This is a genomic window from Streptomyces sp. SS8 (genome assembly GCF_054072955.1).
In genome coordinates this window covers 43,775-60,934 of sequence record NZ_JBSVCZ010000012.1, presented here as the reverse complement: position 1 = coordinate 60,934, position 17,160 = coordinate 43,775, and the positions used below count along the sequence as shown (strand labels likewise).

Here is a 17,160-nt window from a genome sequence, read left to right as displayed (position 1 = left end):
CGTTCATACGCGATCGTCTCGGCCTGCGAGCACGCGGTGCGCGGGTGTGGCCACACCGCCGGGGCTCACACGGCGAGGGCGGCGGCCACGGGGCCGAAGCCACACGGTGAGGGTGTGCCGTTCGCCGCGCCGGTGCCCGGCGCGGCAAGCAGCGCGCCCGAAGTCGATCAGCGCTCCGACGCGAAACGCACGAACCGGGTCCAGCCCTCGCGGCCGACCTTGAAGGCGGGGCGGGCCAGGTCCTTGGAGTCCCTTACGTGGACGGCCTGTCCGTCGATCGCGACCTCCACGCAGTCATCGCCCTGGCTGCCGCTGTAGCTGGACTTGAACCAGTCGAGTTCCGTCGTCTTCACAGCTCTCCTCGCAGTCGCTCCAGCAGGGCCCGGGATTCGTCGGGGCTCAGGGCCTGCGAGCGCAGTGTTTCATAGCGCTGACAGAGCAGCCGCATCTCTTTTCGGTCCGAGATCAGCCGTCCGTTCTGCTGCCCCTCGGAGTACCCCAGCCACCGTCCCTCCGGAGTCTCCAGGATTCGCGTCGGCCCGTCCAGGCACGCATGCAGCCCCGCTTCCAGCGGCACGACCTGGAACGTCACGTTGCGTGGGGCGGTGAGTTCGAGGACGTGGTCCAGCAGTTCGCGCATCATCTCCGCGTCACCGAACCGCCGCCGGAACACGTGCTCCTCGACGATGAAGCTGAACGGTACGGTCGGCCGCTCCCGCATCATCCGCTGTCGGTCCATCCGGGCGGCGAGTTGGTCCTCCAGTTCCTCATCAGTACGCAGCGGGATGGTGCCCTCGAACACCGCCCGCGCGTACGCCTCGGACTGCAACAGCCCCGGGACCAGCCGGCACTCGTAGGTCGACAGGCTCGCCGCCTTCCGTTCCAGCCTCGCCCACTGCCGGAACCACGCGGCGAGCCCCACCTCGCCCCGCGTGAGGTGGCGGGCGGCCTTGCGCAGGGCGCCGGTGTTGCCGAGGGCGAGCTCCGCGCGTTCCACGAACGCCCGGTCCGGCATCCGGCGGCCCAGCTCCACCGACGCCACCGTGTGCTTGGAGTACCGCACCCAGGTGCCGAGTTCGGCGCGGCTCAGACCCGCGTGCTCGCGCAAGGCCTGGACGACCGCGCCGAAGGTGCGCATGCTGTCCGAGGGGTGCGGCTCCCGGTCCCACTCCCGTTCCGGGCCCGAGTGCTCCTCGTCGTCCGCGGCCTCCCGCGTGGCCTCGTCCCCGTCGCCGGTCCCGGCCCCGGTCCCGATCCTGGCCTCGTCGTCGGCCTCGTCCCCGGCCCCGACTTCGCCCTCGACTTCGAACCCGACCTCGACCCCGACCCCGGCCCTGTCGACGTTGTCCATCCGCCGCCCTCTCCGCTTGCTCCGTGCTGAGTGCCTGGACCGCGACGGCTACCGAAAGCACTCGCGACCAACACTCAGCGTGACGGAACACTTTCCGCGTCGTCCACCGAAGTGCTCGTACGCTCACCCCGCGTACGCGATCCCGCACTCGTTCACGCCCCTCGCGCGCCCCCACCTCGCCCCGCACGCCCCGAGCAACACCGCATGCTGGACCGCTCCTCCGCCGACGGCGAGGCGCACCCCTGGCGCGGGATCTCGGATTGCGCGGCCGGATCTCACGGCCAAGGGCCACTCGACGGCCGGTCGGCCACCACTGCGGGACGGGGCGGCCGAAGCGTTCACCCCTGGGGTCGGCGAAGTGCCCAGGCTCGGTCGCCCGGCGTCGGCTCGGTTCGCCAGCGGGCCCGCAGGACCCCGTCGTCGTCGGGCATGACGGCAGTTCACAGAGGCACGCGCTCACCCGCGTCACGGACAGGAGCGCGGCGGTACGGGCACAGGACAGCCGTTTGTGGCTCAGCGGAGTGCTTGGGCAACACGCTGCCTGAGGCGTTCGCCGCGAAGGCCCTCGACCACGCGGCAACTGGGTCTGTTTCGTGCGGCCCAGTGGAACAGGAGGTGACACCGCTGCGTCACGGTGTCACCTCCTGTTCCACTGGGCGCACGGAAAGAGTTCGGTATCTGTGCTTATCATCGACGGGGACCTGCCTTCGGCAGTCAACTCACTCGCCGAGGGCGTGCAGTTGGCCGTAGGTGCAGCAGTCGCGACAGAACCGGTCCGTGTAACGGGAAGGCAACAAACCCCGCGCGCTGCTCCTGGCCGACACAGCGCCGCACCAGGATTGAAACGCAAAAGGGCCGACTGTCACGCCCGACCTGGCAGTTTCCTCATCGTTCGGAAGCAACCCGGCTCACGCAGTATGGCCCCAATCCTCAAGGAGATATCGCATCGTGCCCACCATCAGGAAGACCGCCCGGAGCCTGTTCGCCGTGGCGTTACTGGCCGCAGGCTTCAGCGTCACAGCTCCGACGAATACCGCGTACGCCATGAATCAGACACCTTGCACTACTGGCGACTTGCTGCACGTATGGGGCCATTATGACCGTCCGCTCATTGTCGGCCCTTCCGGTCCCTTCGAATTCTGCGCCGCCAACGCGGGAACCATGCGGCTCGGAGCCGGTGCCTGGGTGGACAAGATCTCCACTGGGAACAACGACATCCAGATGAACGACGCCAACGGCGCTACCATCAGGATCAGTCGCTGGAACATCGTGACCTACCCCAACCGGCCGCCGAACATCACATCTATTCAGATCTTCTGAGACGCCGGCATATTCAGCGGCGGCGCGCTCGGGATCGTCGCCCGGGCGGGTTCTCGTCGTGTCTCAGGGCCGGGCGGCGCGTTGCCGGACGCGCGGTACGAACCCGTGCACCAACTGCGCAGTATCGAGGGCATAAGGGCCATGGACGAGGGGCCGACCGGGCCCCGGCGACGATGACCGGGGACGCCGTCTCCCGGGCCTGGACCGCGACGGCCGCCGAAGGCGCTCGCGGGCACCGGCCGGCGTGACGGAACGCGCTTCCGTACCGTCCACCCGAAGTGCCCGTACACGGACTCCGCGTACACGGCTGCGCACTCGTTCGCGCCCCCGCGCGACCCCCACCCTGGCCCGCATGAACCGAGCGACACCGCAGGCCGGACCGGCCCTCGCCGCCTTCACGCAACTGCTGTCGTCCACGCGGCGCGGGGCCCGTCTGGCCCGGCTCCTGACCGTGACCGAGATGCTCTCCTGGGAGGTGCCGCAGGACCTCGCCGAGGGCGCCGAACTCGTCGTCGCGGAGCTGGCCGCCAACGCCGTCCTCCACGGGCACGTGCCCGGCCGCTGCTTCCGGCTGGCGCTCACCTACGACCGGCCGGCCGGCCGCCTGACCGTCGAGGTGACCGACGCCCGCGGGGAGTGCAAGCCGCGCACCCCCGCACCGGGCGCCGGACCGGATGACGGGCCGGACGCCGAGACCGAGCCGCTCCGCACCGGCGGGCACGGCCTCACCCTCGTCACCGCCCTCGCCGACCACTGGGACTGTGTCCCCCACCCGCCCGGCGGCAAGACCGTCCGCGCGATCCTCGCGGCCCCGGTCGCGGAGACCTGAGTCGAGCGCCCAGGGCCGCCGGGGGTCAGAAGCCCGGCAGCAGCTCCGCCAGTCGCGCCGCCCGCTGCCAGCCGCCCGCCAGCGTGCCGCCGAGCAGCATGCCCGCCGCCGCGGTCCACGGGAGGAAGTCATCCGGCAGACCCGCCGCCTGACCGCCCAACCACGCCCCCAGGGCTCCGCAGAACGCGGCGGCGATCACGGCCGCCATCAGAGCCGACTCCCGCAGCGCCCTGCGGGTCAGCGTCACCGGTTCCGCGTCCGCGAGATCCGCCTCGGGCAGCAACCGGCCGACCCGGCCCTCGGCGTACCGCTCGCAGACCACCACCAGCTTTTCCGCGAGGTCCCGCAGTGCGTCCCGCGGTTCGGCGTCCACCCGGCACAGGTCCCGGCGCAGCGCGCCCGCCACCCGCTCGGCGTGCTGCCGGGCGGCGGCCCGCCGCGGCGAGGAGCCGCCCATCGTGCCGCGGGCCCGATGGGCGTGCAGCACACGGGGCTCGGTCAGGCGGTACAGACGGTCGACCTCCCGGAGACGTTCGGCACGCTCGGCGTCCGGCGCATCCAGAGCGCGGACGCAGGCAAGCACCGTGGCCGCGCCCACGTGGACCAGTTCGTCGCGCCGTCCGGTCCGGTCCAGCCTGTTCATCAGCCACACACTCGCCATGCTCATGGACAGGCAGACGACCGCGGACGAGGCCAGAGCGCCGCTCATGGCGACCGTTTGCGAAGCCCCCCGGAGCGCGGAGCCCACGGCCGCAGCCGAGAAGAGCCCACCGAAAAGGGCGAACGGCAGGAGGAGGACGCCGACGATCTCGACCCACTGAGGGCTCGCCTTCCCCTCACCGATCAGCGCACGGGTGCGGGGCGCATCCTGCGGCGTACGGGACAGACTGCCCAGCGCCGCGTCGTAAGCGTCCCGCATCGCCACGGCGTCCGCAGCCCGCCGCCGGTCCTCCCGTTCCCGTAAACGCTGGTAGTGCAACTCGTCCACGGTCCCTCCCGCCCGGTCGGTTTCTCTCCCGCGGCCCCGCCCGGCCGTCACGATATCCGGCCCGGCCCCGCACGTCCCGGCGTCGCCGTCATGGTCGCGGGCCCGGCCGACCGGGGCGCCCCAGCGCCCCCGAACCTCGGTGCGGCAGGCCGGCCGCCGGCCCGTCGCGCGTGATCACCCACCGGCGGAAACGGCGGGAAACGGCCGGCGCACTACACTGGCCGCCGGACCGGAACACAAACCAAGGAGACACAGGACCGTGACGGCCATCGTCGACGAGTTCAGGTGGCGCGGGCTGATCGCCCAGTCCACCGACGAGGACGCATTGCGCAAGGCTCTGGCGAACGGCCCCGTCACGTTCTATTGCGGCTTCGACCCGACCGCGGCCAGTCTGCACGTCGGGCACCTGGTGCAGGTGCTCACCGTCCGCCGGCTCCAGCAGGCCGGGCACCGGCCGCTGGCGCTCGTGGGCGGCGCCACCGGCCACATCGGCGATCCCCGGCCGACCGCCGAGCGCACCCTGAACGACTCCGAGACCATCGCCGGGTGGGTGACCCGGCTGCGCGCGCAGATCGAGCCGTACCTCTCCTTCGAGGGCGACAACGCGGCGGTCATGGTCAACAACATGGACTGGACCTCGGGCCTGTCCGTGATCGGGTTCCTGCGGGACATCGGCAAGCACTTCCGGGTGAACAAGATGCTCACCAAGGAGTCGGTCGCCCAGCGCCTCGCCTCCGACCAGGGCATCTCCTACACCGAGTTCAGCTACCAGCTGCTGCAGGCCATGGACTTCCTGGAGCTGTACCGGCGGTACGGCTGCACCCTCCAGACCGGCGGCAGCGACCAGTGGGGCAACCTCACGGCCGGCCTGGACCTGATCCACCGCCTGGAGCCGCACGCCGAGGTGCACGCGCTGGCGACGCCGCTGATGACGAAGGCGGACGGCACCAAGTTCGGCAAGACGGAGACGGGCACGCTCTGGCTGGACCCGGAGATGACCACTCCGTACGCGTTCTACCAGTTCTGGCTGAACACCGACGACCGGGACATCTCGCGGTACATGCGCATCCTCTCCTTCCGCTCCCGCGAGGAGCTGGAGGAGCTGGAGAGGATGACCGAGGAGCGGCCGCAGGCCCGTGCCGCGCAGCGCGCCCTGGCCGAGGAGCTGACCACGCTGGTGCACGGCGCCGGCCAGTGCGCGGCCGTGGTCGCCGCGTCGAAGGCGCTGTTCGGGCAGGGCGATCTCGCCGGGCTGGACGAGGCGACGCTGGCCGCCGCGGTCTCCGAGCTCCCGAACGCGAAGGTGAGCGAACTCGGCCAGATCACCGACCTGTTCGCGCAGGTCGGCCTGGTGGCGAGCAAGTCGGCCGCCCGCCGCACCGTGAAGGAGGGCGGCGCCTACGTGAACAACGTGAAGGTGACCGCCGAGGACGAGGTCGCCACGGCCGACCAGCTGCTGCACGGGCGCTGGCTGGTGCTGCGGCGCGGCAAGAAGAACCTGGCGGCGGTGGAGGTCACCGGAGCCTGACACGGCCCGCGAACGCGGCGGCCCGGGGCGATGCCCCGGGCCGCCGCGTTTTCCGCTTCGGGCTCCCCCGGGGCCGCCGCGCCGGTGCGGCCGCGGCCGGGCCCTCGCCGGGCCGACTCCCGCCGGAGTGACCTGCCTCACACCCTGTCACAGCGGCCGCCCGCGCGGTGTCTTGAGGTCGGACATCCGAAAACGGAGGAGGCACCATGACGGGGAACACGAACGTGGTCGTGATCGGCGGCGGATACGCGGGCGTGATGGCCGCGAACCGGCTGACGCGGCGCGACGACGTGGCGGTGACGCTGGTCAACCCGCGCCCGGACTTCGTCCACCGGGTCCGCCTGCACCAGCTGGTGGGCGGTTCCAACGACGCGGTCGTCGCCTACCGGGACGTCCTGGCCGAGGGCGTCCGGCTGGTGGTCGGCGCCGCGGCCCGGATCGACGCGGAAGGGCGCGGCGTGGCGCTGGCCGACGGCGAAACGCTCGGCTACGACTACCTGGTCTACGCCGTGGGCAGCGGCAGCGCGGAGCCGGGCGTGCCGGGGGCGGCCGGGTTCGCCCACCCGATCGCCACCCTGGAGGAGGCGCGGCGGCTGCGCCCGGTCGTCGCCGCCGCTCCCGCGACGGCCCCGGTGACGGTGGTCGGCGCCGGGGCCACCGGCATCGAGACCGCCGCCGAGCTGGCCGAGCAGGGCCGCCGGGTGACCCTGGTCTGCGGCGGCGTGCTCGGCCCGTACCTGCACCCCCGGGCCCGGCGCTCGGTCGCGGGGCGGCTGGCCGGGCTCGGCGCGACGGTCCTCGACGGCCCCGGCACGAGGGTGGTGGCGGTGACCGGCGACGCCGTGCGGCTCGCCGACGGCCGCGAGCTGCCCAGCGAGATCACCGTCTGGACCGCCGGCTTCGGCGTGCCGGACCTGGCCGCGCGCAGCGGGCTGAGCACCGACGCGGTGGGCCGTCTGCTCACGGACGAGACGCTCACGAGCGTGGACGACGCGCGCATCCTCGCGGCCGGGGACTCGGCGGCGCCCTCCGGTCTGCCGCTGCGGATGAGCTGCCTGAACGCGATGCCGCTGGGCGCGCGGGCCGCCGACACCGTGCTCAGCCGGCTCGCGGGCGAGGAGCCGGAGGAGCTGCGCCAGTCGGTCTACGCCCAGTGCCTCAGCCTGGGCCGGGGCGCGGGGGTCTACCAGCTCGCCAACCGGTCCGACGTCGCGGTGCGGCTGTACGTCGGCGGCGGGCCGGGCGCCAGGCTCAAGGAGCTGGCCTGCGAGGGTATGACCGGGCATCTGACCAAGGAGGCGCGCAAGCCCGGTTCGTTCGGTCTGCACAGCTTGCCGGGAGGCGGCGCCAGGCGGCGGCGGCTGCTGCGCGACCGGCGCGCCGGGGAGCCGTCCGCCGGGACACAGGCCGCCGACCGGGCGGCCTGAGCGGTGGGAGCCGCGAGAGTCACGCCGTGGACGCGCACGGACGCGGCCGGCCGCGCACGGCCACCGGGGCCGCCGGGGCCGCCGGGGCAGGCCGCGAGGGGCGGGGAGAACGGGGAGAACGGGGACGGCGGGGAGAGGGGACGAGGGATGGACGACGGGGCCACCGGCCCGGCGACCGAGGCGTTCCTCGCCCACCGCGCCCTGCTCTTCACCGTCGCCTACGAGATGCTCGGCTCGGCGGCCGACGCCGAGGACGTCCTCCAGGAGACCTGGCTGCGCTGGGCCGCGGCCGACCGGGGGCAGGTGCGCGACCAGCGCGCCTATCTGGTGCGGATCACCACCCGCCAGGCGCTCAACCGGCTGCGCACCGTCAAGCGCCGCCGGGAGGCGTACGTCGGCTCCTGGCTGCCCGAGCCGCTGCTCACCGTGCCGGACGTGGCCGAGGACGCCGAGCTGGCCGAGAGCGTGTCGATGGCGCTGCTGCTCGTCCTGGAGACGCTGTCGCCAGCCGAGCGGGCCGTGTTCGTGCTGCGCGAGGTCTTCGACGTCGGCTACGGCGAGATCGCGGCCGCCGTCGGCAGGAGCCCCTCGGCCGTCCGCCAGATCGCCCACCGCGCCCGCCGGCACGTCGACGCGCGCCGCCCCCGCCGCCCGGCTTCTCCGGAGGAGGGCCGGGCGGTCCTGGAGTCGTTCCGGCGCGCGGTCGAGACCGGGGACCCGCAGGCCCTCCTGGAGGTGCTCGCCCCCGAAGTGGTCCTGATGAGCGACGGCGGCGGCGTCAGGCACGCCGCGCTGCGGCCGGTCACCGGCGCGGAGCGGGTGGCCCGTATGTTCGCCGGCGGCATCGGCCGGCTCGAAGGCACCCTCACCACCGAGCCGACCGTGGTCAACGGCGGTGCGGCGCTCCTGGTCCGCCTGGACGGCGAGATCGACGGCGTCCTGGCGGTCCGGGTCGAGGACGCCCGTATCACCGGCCTCTACTACGTCCGCAATCCGCGGAAGCTGTCCCACATCACCTCCGAGACACCGCTCACCCTGCGCTGAGCACCGGTGGGCCCGCCCGGACGCCCCGCCTGCGGGCGGGGCGTTCCGTGTGCCGCGGGGGCCGCCGGAGACAGGGAGCCGACACATGCGTCGGCATCATCGGATAGGATGCCGACACAGCCGTCGTCAAGATTCGGCAAAGCGGCGGGTGCGCCCTGCCGCCGTGCCCTCCCCTCCCCTGCCCTCAACCGCTCCCCCTTCGCCCGGAGATCCCGTGTTCCTCGCCCTGCGCGACCTGCGCTTCGCCCGCGGTCGCTTCGCCCTGATGGGTGCGGTCGTCGCGCTCATCGCCGTCCTCGGCGTCCTGCTGTCCGGACTGGCCTCCGGCCTCGCGGACGCCGGCATATCCGGCCTGCGCGCACTGCCCATGACGCACATGGCCTTCGACGAGAAGGCCACCAGCGAGCAGTTCTCCCGCTCGACCGTGGAACAGGCCGACTGGCAGGCATGGGCCAAGACCCCGGGCGTGGAGCGGGCCGAACCCTTCGGGAACACGCTGGTCAACGCCCAGGTGACCGAGGGCGCCGAGAAGGGCGAGCAGGTCAATCTCGCCGTCTTCGGCATGGAGCCGGACTCCTCCCTGGCCCCCGAGCCCACCGAGGGCGAGCGCATCGGCGAGGACGGCGCGGGCGTCGTCATCACCCGGGAGATCGCCGATCTGGGCGTGGAGATCGGGGACGTCCTCACCGTCGACAAGAGCGAGGTCCGGCTGACCGTCGTCGGCCTGGTCGACGACACCGTCTCCTACGGCCACATCGGCGTCGCCTACACCGATCTCGACACCTGGCGCCATGTGCACTACGGCCTGCCGGGCGAGCTGCCCGAGGCCGCGCGCGAGCAGGCCACGGCCGTCGCACTGACCCTCGGCGACGGCGCCGGCGCCCCGGCCGTGGCGGCCGTGGAGAAGGCGACCGGCACCCGCGCCGACACCAAGGAGGCCACCTTCGGCGCGTCCCCGGGCTACACGGCCGAGTCGAGCACCATGGCCCTGATCAAAGGCTTCCTGTACGCCATCTCCGCGCTCGTCGTCGGCGCCTTCTTCACCGTCTGGACCGTGCAGCGCAAGGCCGAGATCGCGCTGCTGAAGGCGCTCGGCGCGCCCACCAAGTACATCCTGCGCGACGCGCTCGCCCAGGTCGTCGCCGTACTCGTCGGCGCGACGGCCCTCGGCACCGCCGCCGGACTGGCGCTGGGGAGCGCGATGATCGGCAAGGCGCCGTTCTCCCTGTCCGCCCCGGCCATCGCCACCTCCTCCGGCCTGCTCATCGGGCTGGGGACCGTGGGCGCCGCCGTCGCCGTCCGCCGCATCACCGCCGTCGACCCCCTGACCGCCCTGGGAGCCACCCGATGACCACCCCCTCCACCGCCACCGGACACCGGGCCGCGCAGGACGCACCGGACGCCGCGGGCTCCGGCGGACTGCGGCTGCTCGACGTCACCCTCACCCTGGGCGACGGCGACACCGCCGTGACCGCCCTGGACCACGTCGAACTGGCCGTCGTCCCCGGCGAGTTCGTCGCCGTCGTCGGCCCCTCGGGCTCGGGCAAGTCCAGCCTCCTGGCCGTGGCCGGCGGCCTCCAGCGGCCCACCTCCGGCACCGTACGCGTCGCCGGCACCGAGCTGACGGCCCTGTCGGACAAGGAGCGCACCGCGGCCCGCCGTCGCCACATCGGCTTCGTCTTCCAGCAGTCCAACCTGCTGGCCTCGCTGACCGTCCGGGAACAGCTCCTGCTGCCCGCGCACATCGACGGGCGCCTCGACGGCGCGGCCCGGGCCCGTGCCGACGAGCTCATCGAGGCGGTCGGGCTCGCGCACCGCGCCGGCTCCCGGCCGCACCAGCTCTCCGGCGGCGAGCGCCAGCGCGCGGGCCTGGCCCGCGCCCTGATGACCTCCCCCGCCGTCCTGCTGGTGGATGAGCCCACCTCTGCTCTGGACCGGGTGCGTTCGGCCGAGGCGGTACGGCTGATCGCCGAGCAGACCCACGAGCGCGGCACGGCCACGGTCATGGTCACCCACGACACGGCGATAATGGACGCTGCCGACCGGGTGTACGAGATGGTCGACGGCCGCCTGTCCTGACCGGGGCCGTGGGCCGGTGCGCACTCCCGGACCCGTCCGCCACCCCGGAGTCCGCACCGCATGCCGAAGATCAACGCCTCCACCGTCGCCGAACACCGTGCCCACCAGCGCGAGGCGCTAGTGGGGGCCGCGATCGACATCCTGGTGAGCGAGGGCGCGGCCGCCGTCACACCGGCGGCGGTCGGCGCCCGGGCGGGCCTGGCCCGCTCCAGCGTCTACCAGTACTTCGACTCCTCGGCGGCCCTGCTGGCGACCGTCACCGAGGAGGCCTTCCGGCGGTCGAACGAGGCGCTCGCGGGCGCCATGGCCGCGGCGAGCGGCCCGGTCGAGCGCGTCGAGGCGTTCTTCCGGGAGAGCCTCCGCCTGGGCGCCGAGGGCGCGCACCGGCCGGCCGCGGCCCTCATGGGTGCCGGCCTGCCTCCCGCCTGCCAGGAGCGGCTGATGGAACTCCACCTGGAGCAGGTCGAACCGTTCCGCGCCGCCGTCCGGGAGATCGGCGCCCCCGACCCCGAGCTGACCGCCGACCTGATCGCCGGGATGCTGCACACGGCCCTGGCCGCCGTGGAGCGTGGCGCTCCGCTGGACGCCGTGACCGACCGCACCCTGGCACTGGTACGCCGCTGTCTCTCCCCAACCCCGGCAGGCGGCGCGGAACGCGGCCGGCGCGAGGACGGCCGGGCCTGAGCCGACCCGACCGGGGAGAGGTCCGCGAGCAGGACGGTGGCGTCTGCATCCTGGACGCCCCGCTCAAGGTCAGCCACTGCCCGGTCGGTTGTCCTCTCCGGTGGTGACGTGGTCCGGGGTTTCCCGCCGAGGCCGGCTGACGGCCGAACCGGGGAACACGCGGGTCGTACCTCCGTATAGGCGCATACGGCGGCAGCGGCCCCGGCGTTTCGGTCCTCGGCCGCCTTACACAGCTCCGGCCGAGCCGCACGGGGCGAGTCGGCACACCGTCACCCGCGCGATCCACGAGGTCCGTCCCCTGCCGGCGCTGCGCGGCCTCGCCGTCTCGCAGCGACCCGGATCCGCCATGCGCTCAGCCAGTGTTTTACGCACCCTTGACCTTCCCGATCACGTTACACAAGTTGCCTGCTGCTGCAGGAGAGTTGCCGATTCACGCGATCAAGTCCGCGTGTTGGAGCCTGCCTGCGTCCTGCTCCGACCAAGAAGGTGAGGCACCCTTGGTTTGTCGAAGACTCAGGACCTCAGCAATCGCCGCAGCAGCCGGATTCACGGTGCACTTCATGCTCGACCACGAAAACGCCTCCGCGTTCTTTCGATGGACCCGTACCCGCCATCGCTCCGCGCCTGGGGGTGGGCCCCTTCCTCACCCTCCTGGGTGTGGTATCAGCTCTTCCGGCGTTGCTGCACCGAAGGTCCGATCTGCTGCCTCGCGCTAGATCTCGTGTGGTTTCGTCTGCGCCGGCTTCCCTCGAATACCGTTTACGGACCGCGCTGTTCCGGCACGGGGTTTCTTCACGCCTCCGGAGGCGGAGGGTGCGGGCCCGGCAGAGACCGGGGTGCGCGGCGGCGCCGGACTCTTCGACTCCCACGCGTGAGACGCTCAGCGGGCCCCGGTGGCGGAACCTTCCCCGCCGGCCCGTTCGCGTGCCGCCCGGACCAGCCCCTCCGCGTCGTCGGCGTGGAGACGCACCGCGCTCACCTCCGCGCCGCGCCCCGGAGAAGGTGGACTGCCACGGGCCGGGTCAACCGCCCGCCCCTGCTTCCCTCCCGGCCACGTAGACGGTGTTGGCCGACTCCTCCCCCGGCCGGTAGGGGTTGGCGAAGCGGACGACATGGGCCTCGGCGGTGGCGAAGACCCGTGCCAGTACGGCGGTGAAGTCCTCGTCCGGCGGATCGTCGGACCACAGTGCGAAGACGCCGCCGGGGTGGAGGTGCTCCGACAGGGCGCGCAGCCCGGCCTCCTCGTAGAACGGGGCGTGGCCGGGGTGCAGCACATGGCGCGGCGAGTGGTCGACGTCCAGCAGGATCGCGTGGAAGCGGCCGCCGGGCCGCTGCGGGTCCAGCCCCTCGGTGCCCGCGGCCCGCTCGAAGAAGTCGCCCCGCACGAGCCGGCAGCGCCCATCCGACACCAGCGCCTCGCCCAGCGGCACCAGCTTCTCCTCGTGCCAGCGGATGACGTCGGGGAGGGCGTCGACGACGACCAGCGAGCGCACCCGCGGGTCCTCCAGCACGGCCCGCGCGGTGTAGCCGAGGCCGAGCCCGCCCACGGCCACGTCCAGCCCGGCCGCGCCCGGCCCGGCCGCGTCCCCGGGGAGCGCGGCCAGGCCGAGGCGGGCCAGTTCCGTCTCGCCGGCCGTGAAGAGACTGGACATGAGGAACTCGTCGCCGAGCTTGACCTCGTACACCTCCCGGCCGGTCACCGGGTCCCGGCGGCGGCGCAGGCTGATGTCGCCCATGGGAGTGGGGCGCCAGTCGATCTCCTCGAAGCGCGGGCTCATACGGTCGCCTTCCGGTGCGGTCCGGTGCTGTGCGGTGCTGTCAGGCGTCGATGACGACGGGGATGATCAGCGGCTTGCGGCGGTAGGTGCGGAAGGCCCAGGACGCCACGGAGCGGGCGATGAGCTGCTCGAGCTGCTGCGCGTCCCCCACCCCCTCCTCTGCCGCCGAAGCCAGGGTCTTCTCGATCACCGGAACGGCCGAGGCGAACGTGTCCCCGTCGTGGACGAAGCCGCGGGCCAGGAAGTCCGGGGGCTCGGCCAGCGCCCCGGTGTCGGCGTCGACGATGGCGACGACCGTCACCACGCCCTCGGAGGCGAGGGTGAGCCGGTCCTTCAGGGACGCCTCGGTGGCGCCGCCGACCTCCATGCCGTCGACGTAGACGTTGCCCGCCGGCACCTTGCCGGTGATGGAGGCGCGCCCGTCGACGAGGTCGACGACGACGCCGTCCTCGGCGACGACGACCCGGTCTGGGTCGACACCGGTGCGGATGGCGAGGTCGGCGTTGGCCCTGAGGTGCTTGAACTCGCCGTGCACCGGCATGACGTTGCGGGGCTTGACGATGTTGTAGCAGTACACGAGCTCGCCGGCGCTGGCGTGGCCGGAGACGTGGACCTTGGCGTTGCCCTTGTGGACGACGTTGGCTCCCCAGCGGGTCAGCCCGTTGATCACCCGGTAGATGGCGGTCTCGTTGCCGGGGATGAGGGAGGAGGCCATCAGCACGGTGTCGCCCTTGCCGATGCGGATCATGTGGTCGCGGTTGGCCATGCGCGACAGCGCCGCCATCGGCTCGCCCTGCGAACCGGTGCACACCAGCGTGACCTTGTGGTCGGGCAGCTTCTCCAGTTCCTTCATCCCGACCACCAGGCCGGAGGGGACCTTCAGATAGCCCAGCTCACGGGCGATGCCCATGTTGCGGACCATCGACCGTCCCACGAAGGCGACCTTGCGGCCGTAGGCGTGGGCGGCGTCCAGCACCTGCTGGATGCGGTGCACATGGCTGGCGAAGCTGGAGACGATGACCCGCCGGGGCGCGGTGCGCATCACCTGCTCGATCGCGGGGTTCAGATCGGCCTCGGCGGTGGTGAAGCCGGGGACCTCGGCGTTGGTGGAGTCGGTGAGGAAGAGGTCGACGCCCTCCTCGCCGAGCCGGGCGAAGGCGCGCAGGTCTGTGATGCGGCCGTCCAGCGGGAACTGGTCCATCTTGAAGTCGCCGGTGTGCAGCACCAGGCCCGCGCCGGTGCGGATGGCGACGGCCAGGCTGTCGGGGATGGAGTGGTTGACCGCGACGAACTCGCAGTCGAAGGGACCGAAGCCCCGCCGGTCGCCCTCGCGCACCCGCGCCGTGCGCGGCTTGATGCCGTGCTCCTTGAGCTTGGCCTCCAGGAAGGCCAGCGTCAGCTTGGAGCCGACGACGGGGATGTCCGCCCGCTCGCGCAGCAGGTACGGTACGCCGCCGATGTGGTCCTCGTGGCCGTGGGTGAGCACCACGGCCACCACGTCGTCCAGGCGGTCGCGGATGGAGGTGAAGTCCGGCAGGATCACGTCCACGCCGGGCTGGTGCTCCTCGGGGAAGAGCACGCCGCAGTCGACGATCAGCAGCTTGCCGCCGTACTCGAAGACGGTCATGTTGCGGCCGATCTCCCCCAGGCCGCCCAGGGCGACGACCCTCAGCCCTCCCTCGGGCAGCTTGGGGGCGGGCTTCAGCTCAGGGTGTGGATGACTCATACCCCGACGCTATCCGAGGGCGGCCGGGCTGTCCCATCGCCCCTCCCACCAGCCGCTTCGCGTCGCGCGGCGCAGGCGGGCCGAGCGGGGGCGCAGGCGAGGCGGCGGGACGGTGGCGGGCGGGGCGGGTGCGGGCGGGCTCAGCCCTGCGGGCCGAGCCTGCGGCGCAGGGTGGCGGCGAAGTCCTCGGCGGCCATGAGCTGGGCGCGCAGGGTCTCGCACCGGGCGTCGGCGACCTTGCGGTAGGTGTCCAGGCGCTCCCGCAGCCGCTCCCGTTCGGCCTCCTCCAGCGGCTCGCCGGAGGCGAGCCGGTCGGTGATGGACAGCAGGTCCCGCATCTCCTCCAGGGAGAAGTCCAGCGGTTTCATCCGGCGGATGACCATCAGGCGGTCGACGTCGGCGGCGGTGTAGAGCCTGAAGCCGCCCTTGGTGCGGGCGGAGGGGACGACGAGGCCGACCTCCTCGTAGTGCCGGATGGTGCGCAGCGACAGGCCCGTCCGGTCGGCCACCTCGCCGATCTGCATCCGCTGCTCGTCCGTCACTGCCGATTCCCCTCCGATGCCCGAAAATTTTTCGGATTCTTAATCCTCAACCCTACCGCGTGATATGAATCACAAGATCCCGCACGGGATTCACCTGCGTTTTACAGGAAAGCAGCCGTAATCATCCCTCACGTCAGGGTAGGGTTTGTTCATGGGCGGAACACCGCCCTCCCCAATCCCGTCGGGCAATGATGCCCGACCGGCGGCCCTCCACGGCCCGCCGATCCCCGGTTGCGCCCCCGTCGCCGACGACGGCCGCGGCCGACCGGCCCCTCCCGCTCCCACCCGGAGCCGCGCACGCTGCGCGCGCACGCCCGACGCCTGCGCGCCCGATACGGAAACGGATGCATGTCCGCCGACACCTCCGCAGCCTGGCGGCTGCGCCCCTCCCGCCCCGACTGGCTCGCCTCGCCCAAGGTCTTCCGCACCGAGGTGCTGGCCGGCCTGGTCGTCGCCCTGGCCCTGATCCCCGAGGCGATCTCGTTCTCGATCATCGCCGGGGTGGACCCGGCCGTCGGCCTGTTCGCCTCCTTCACCATGGCCGTGGTGATCTCCGTCGTGGGCGGCCGCAAGGCGATGATCTCCGCCGCCACCGGCGCCGTCGCCCTGGTCATCGCCCCGCTCAACCGCGAGCACGGCCTGGGCTATCTGGTCGCCGCCGTCATCCTGGGCGGCCTGATGCAGATCGCGCTCGGCGCGCTCGGGGTGGCCAAGCTGATGCGGTTCGTGCCGCGCAGCGTGATGGTCGGCTTCGTCAACGCCCTCGCCATCCTGATCTTCATGGCGCAGGTGCCGGAGATCACCGGCGTGCCCTGGGCGGTCTACCCCCTGGTGATCGGCGGCCTGGCCCTGATGGTGCTCTTCCCCAGGGTCACCACGGTGGTGCCCGCCCCGCTGGTGTCCATCGTCATCCTGACCGTCGTCACCATCGCCGCCGGCATCGCGGTGCCCACCGTCGGCGACAAGGGCGAGCTTCCCTCCGCCCTGCCCGTCCCCGGCCTGCCCGACATCCCCTTCACCACCGACGCGCTGATCACCATCGCCCCCTACGCGTTCGCCCTCGCCCTGGTGGGGCTGATGGAGTCGCTGATGACGGCCAAGCTGGTCGACGACATCACCGACACCCACTCCAACAAGACCCGCGAGTCCATCGGCCAGGGGATCGCCAACGTCGTCACCGGCCTCTTCGGCGGCATGGGCGGCTGCGCGATGATCGGCCAGACCATGATCAACGTCAAGACCTCCGGCGCCCGCACCCGCCTGTCGACCTTCCTCGCCGGTGTCTTCCTCCTCATCCTGGTGGTCACCTTCGGGCCCGTGGTCTCCACCATCCCGATGGCCGCCCTGGTCGCGGTGATGATCCTGGTCTCCTTCGCCACCTTCGACTGGCACTCCGTCCAGCCCAGGACGCTCAAGCGGATGCCCGTCGGCGAGACCGCCGTGATGGCCGTCACCGTCGCCGTGGTCGTGGCCACCCACAACCTCGCCATCGGCGTCGTCGTCGGCGTCATCACCGCCATGGTGATCTTCGCCCGCCGCGTCGCCCGCCTCGCCGAGGTCTCCGGCGTCGTGGACCCCGACGGCACCAGCGTCGTCTACGCGGTCACCGGCGAGCTGTTCTTCGCCTCCTCCAACGACCTGGTCTACCAGTTCGACTACGCCGGCGACCCCGACGACGTCGTCATCGACCTGTCCGACGCCCACATCTGGGACGCCTCCTCGGTGGCCGCCCTGGACGCGATCGAGACCAAGTACGCCGCCCGCGGCAAGAAGGTCACCATCGTCGGTCTCAACAAGGCCAGCGCCGCCATCCACGGCAGGCTCGCCGGACAGCTCGCCGACAGCCACTGACCGCGAGGCCCCC

General features: G+C 72.4%; 15 protein-coding genes. 9 read left to right on the top strand and 6 right to left on the bottom strand.

What is annotated here, in order from left to right; translation table 11 throughout:
• Nucleotides 1–167: 167 nt before the first annotated feature.
• On the bottom strand, nucleotides 168–353 hold the full coding sequence (locus ACW69E_RS13875; RefSeq protein ID WP_279951856.1) for a DUF397 domain-containing protein: 186 nt from the start codon (nucleotides 351–353) through the stop codon (nucleotides 168–170).
• Nucleotides 350–1,351 carry a helix-turn-helix domain-containing protein gene (locus tag ACW69E_RS13870; protein WP_457498525.1) on the bottom strand — a complete coding sequence of 334 codons (1,002 nt, stop codon included), beginning with the start codon at nucleotides 1,349–1,351 and terminating at the stop codon, nucleotides 350–352. Before ACW69E_RS13870 ends, ACW69E_RS13875 begins: the two co-directional genes overlap by 4 nt.
• 948 nt (nucleotides 1,352–2,299) lie before the next feature.
• On the opposite strand from ACW69E_RS13870, the gene ACW69E_RS13865 reads away from it, so the two are divergent.
• Both ACW69E_RS13865 and ACW69E_RS13860 read left to right on the top strand, forming a co-directional pair.
• On the top strand, nucleotides 2,300–2,671 hold the full coding sequence (locus ACW69E_RS13865) for a beta/gamma crystallin domain-containing protein (RefSeq protein WP_457498524.1): 372 nt from the start codon (nucleotides 2,300–2,302) through the stop codon (nucleotides 2,669–2,671).
• Between the two features lie 352 nt (nucleotides 2,672–3,023).
• Complete coding sequence (locus tag ACW69E_RS13860) at nucleotides 3,024–3,500, top strand: ATP-binding protein (RefSeq protein ID WP_457498523.1); 477 nt, start codon at nucleotides 3,024–3,026, stop codon at nucleotides 3,498–3,500.
• Between the two features lie 25 nt (nucleotides 3,501–3,525).
• Here the strand turns inward: ACW69E_RS13860 and ACW69E_RS13855 are convergent, their stop codons facing one another.
• Nucleotides 3,526–4,488: a hypothetical protein gene (locus ACW69E_RS13855; RefSeq protein ID WP_457498522.1), complete on the bottom strand. Its 963-nt coding sequence runs from the start codon at nucleotides 4,486–4,488 to the stop codon at nucleotides 3,526–3,528.
• A 259-nt stretch (nucleotides 4,489–4,747) separates the two neighbouring features.
• On the opposite strand from ACW69E_RS13855, the gene tyrS reads away from it, so the two are divergent.
• The 6 genes from tyrS to ACW69E_RS13825 all read left to right on the top strand — a co-directional run bounded on the left by tyrS (nucleotide 4,748) and on the right by ACW69E_RS13825 (nucleotide 11,250).
• Nucleotides 4,748–6,016, top strand: a complete 1,269-nt coding sequence (gene tyrS / locus ACW69E_RS13850) for a tyrosine--tRNA ligase (protein ID WP_457498521.1) — start codon at nucleotides 4,748–4,750, stop codon at nucleotides 6,014–6,016.
• Nucleotides 6,017–6,222: 206 nt separating this feature from the next.
• The gene (locus ACW69E_RS13845; protein WP_457498520.1) at nucleotides 6,223–7,443 is read left to right on the top strand and encodes an NAD(P)/FAD-dependent oxidoreductase; all 1,221 of its coding nucleotides are present in this window, start codon (nucleotides 6,223–6,225) and stop codon (nucleotides 7,441–7,443) included.
• Nucleotides 7,444–7,590: 147 nt separating this feature from the next.
• A complete protein-coding gene (locus ACW69E_RS13840; RefSeq protein WP_457498519.1) occupies nucleotides 7,591–8,487 on the top strand; it encodes an RNA polymerase sigma-70 factor in 897 nt (298 codons plus the stop codon).
• 214 nt (nucleotides 8,488–8,701) lie between these two features.
• The gene (locus ACW69E_RS13835; RefSeq protein WP_457498518.1) at nucleotides 8,702–9,838 is read left to right on the top strand and encodes an ABC transporter permease; all 1,137 of its coding nucleotides are present in this window, start codon (nucleotides 8,702–8,704) and stop codon (nucleotides 9,836–9,838) included.
• A complete protein-coding gene (locus ACW69E_RS13830) occupies nucleotides 9,835–10,566 on the top strand; it encodes an ABC transporter ATP-binding protein (protein ID WP_457498517.1) in 732 nt (243 codons plus the stop codon). Before ACW69E_RS13835 ends, ACW69E_RS13830 begins: the two co-directional genes overlap by 4 nt.
• Nucleotides 10,567–10,626: 60 nt before the next feature.
• Complete coding sequence (locus ACW69E_RS13825; RefSeq protein WP_457498516.1) at nucleotides 10,627–11,250, top strand: TetR/AcrR family transcriptional regulator; 624 nt, start codon at nucleotides 10,627–10,629, stop codon at nucleotides 11,248–11,250.
• Nucleotides 11,251–12,272: 1,022 nt separating this feature from the next.
• On the opposite strand, the gene ACW69E_RS13820 is transcribed toward ACW69E_RS13825, so the two are convergent.
• The 3 genes from ACW69E_RS13820 to ACW69E_RS13810 form a co-directional block, all read right to left on the bottom strand.
• Nucleotides 12,273–13,028 (bottom strand): spermidine synthase, encoded by a 756-nt coding sequence (locus ACW69E_RS13820; RefSeq protein WP_457498515.1) that lies wholly within the window; start codon nucleotides 13,026–13,028, stop codon nucleotides 12,273–12,275.
• 40 nt (nucleotides 13,029–13,068) lie between these two features.
• On the bottom strand, nucleotides 13,069–14,754 hold the full coding sequence (locus ACW69E_RS13815; protein WP_457498514.1) for a ribonuclease J: 1,686 nt from the start codon (nucleotides 14,752–14,754) through the stop codon (nucleotides 13,069–13,071).
• 140 nt (nucleotides 14,755–14,894) lie between these two features.
• Complete coding sequence (locus ACW69E_RS13810) at nucleotides 14,895–15,278, bottom strand: MerR family transcriptional regulator (protein ID WP_457498628.1); 384 nt, start codon at nucleotides 15,276–15,278, stop codon at nucleotides 14,895–14,897.
• A gap of 366 nt (nucleotides 15,279–15,644) precedes the next feature.
• Between ACW69E_RS13810 and ACW69E_RS13805 the strand changes: the two genes are divergently transcribed.
• The gene (locus ACW69E_RS13805; protein WP_457498513.1) at nucleotides 15,645–17,147 is read left to right on the top strand and encodes a SulP family inorganic anion transporter; all 1,503 of its coding nucleotides are present in this window, start codon (nucleotides 15,645–15,647) and stop codon (nucleotides 17,145–17,147) included.
• Nucleotides 17,148–17,160: the final 13 nt, after the last annotated feature.

Excerpts from the sequence above, each read along its gene's own strand:
- ACW69E_RS13830 (WP_457498517.1), top strand. The coding sequence starts at position 9,835 with ATGACCACCCCCTCCACCGCCACCGGACACCGGGCCGCGCAGGACGCA.
- ACW69E_RS13805 (WP_457498513.1), top strand. The coding sequence starts at position 15,645 with ATGTCCGCCGACACCTCCGCAGCCTGGCGGCTGCGCCCCTCCCGCCCC.
- ACW69E_RS13845 (WP_457498520.1), top strand. The coding sequence starts at position 6,223 with ATGACGGGGAACACGAACGTGGTCGTGATCGGCGGCGGATACGCGGGC.
- ACW69E_RS13860 (WP_457498523.1), top strand. The coding sequence starts at position 3,024 with ATGAACCGAGCGACACCGCAGGCCGGACCGGCCCTCGCCGCCTTCACG.
- ACW69E_RS13825 (WP_457498516.1), top strand. The coding sequence starts at position 10,627 with ATGCCGAAGATCAACGCCTCCACCGTCGCCGAACACCGTGCCCACCAG.
- ACW69E_RS13820 (WP_457498515.1), bottom strand. The coding sequence starts at position 13,028 with ATGAGCCCGCGCTTCGAGGAGATCGACTGGCGCCCCACTCCCATGGGC.
- ACW69E_RS13870 (WP_457498525.1), bottom strand. The coding sequence starts at position 1,351 with ATGGACAACGTCGACAGGGCCGGGGTCGGGGTCGAGGTCGGGTTCGAA.
- ACW69E_RS13810 (WP_457498628.1), bottom strand. The coding sequence starts at position 15,278 with ATGCAGATCGGCGAGGTGGCCGACCGGACGGGCCTGTCGCTGCGCACC.
- ACW69E_RS13815 (WP_457498514.1), bottom strand. The coding sequence starts at position 14,754 with ATGAGTCATCCACACCCTGAGCTGAAGCCCGCCCCCAAGCTGCCCGAG.
- ACW69E_RS13840 (WP_457498519.1), top strand. The coding sequence starts at position 7,591 with ATGGACGACGGGGCCACCGGCCCGGCGACCGAGGCGTTCCTCGCCCAC.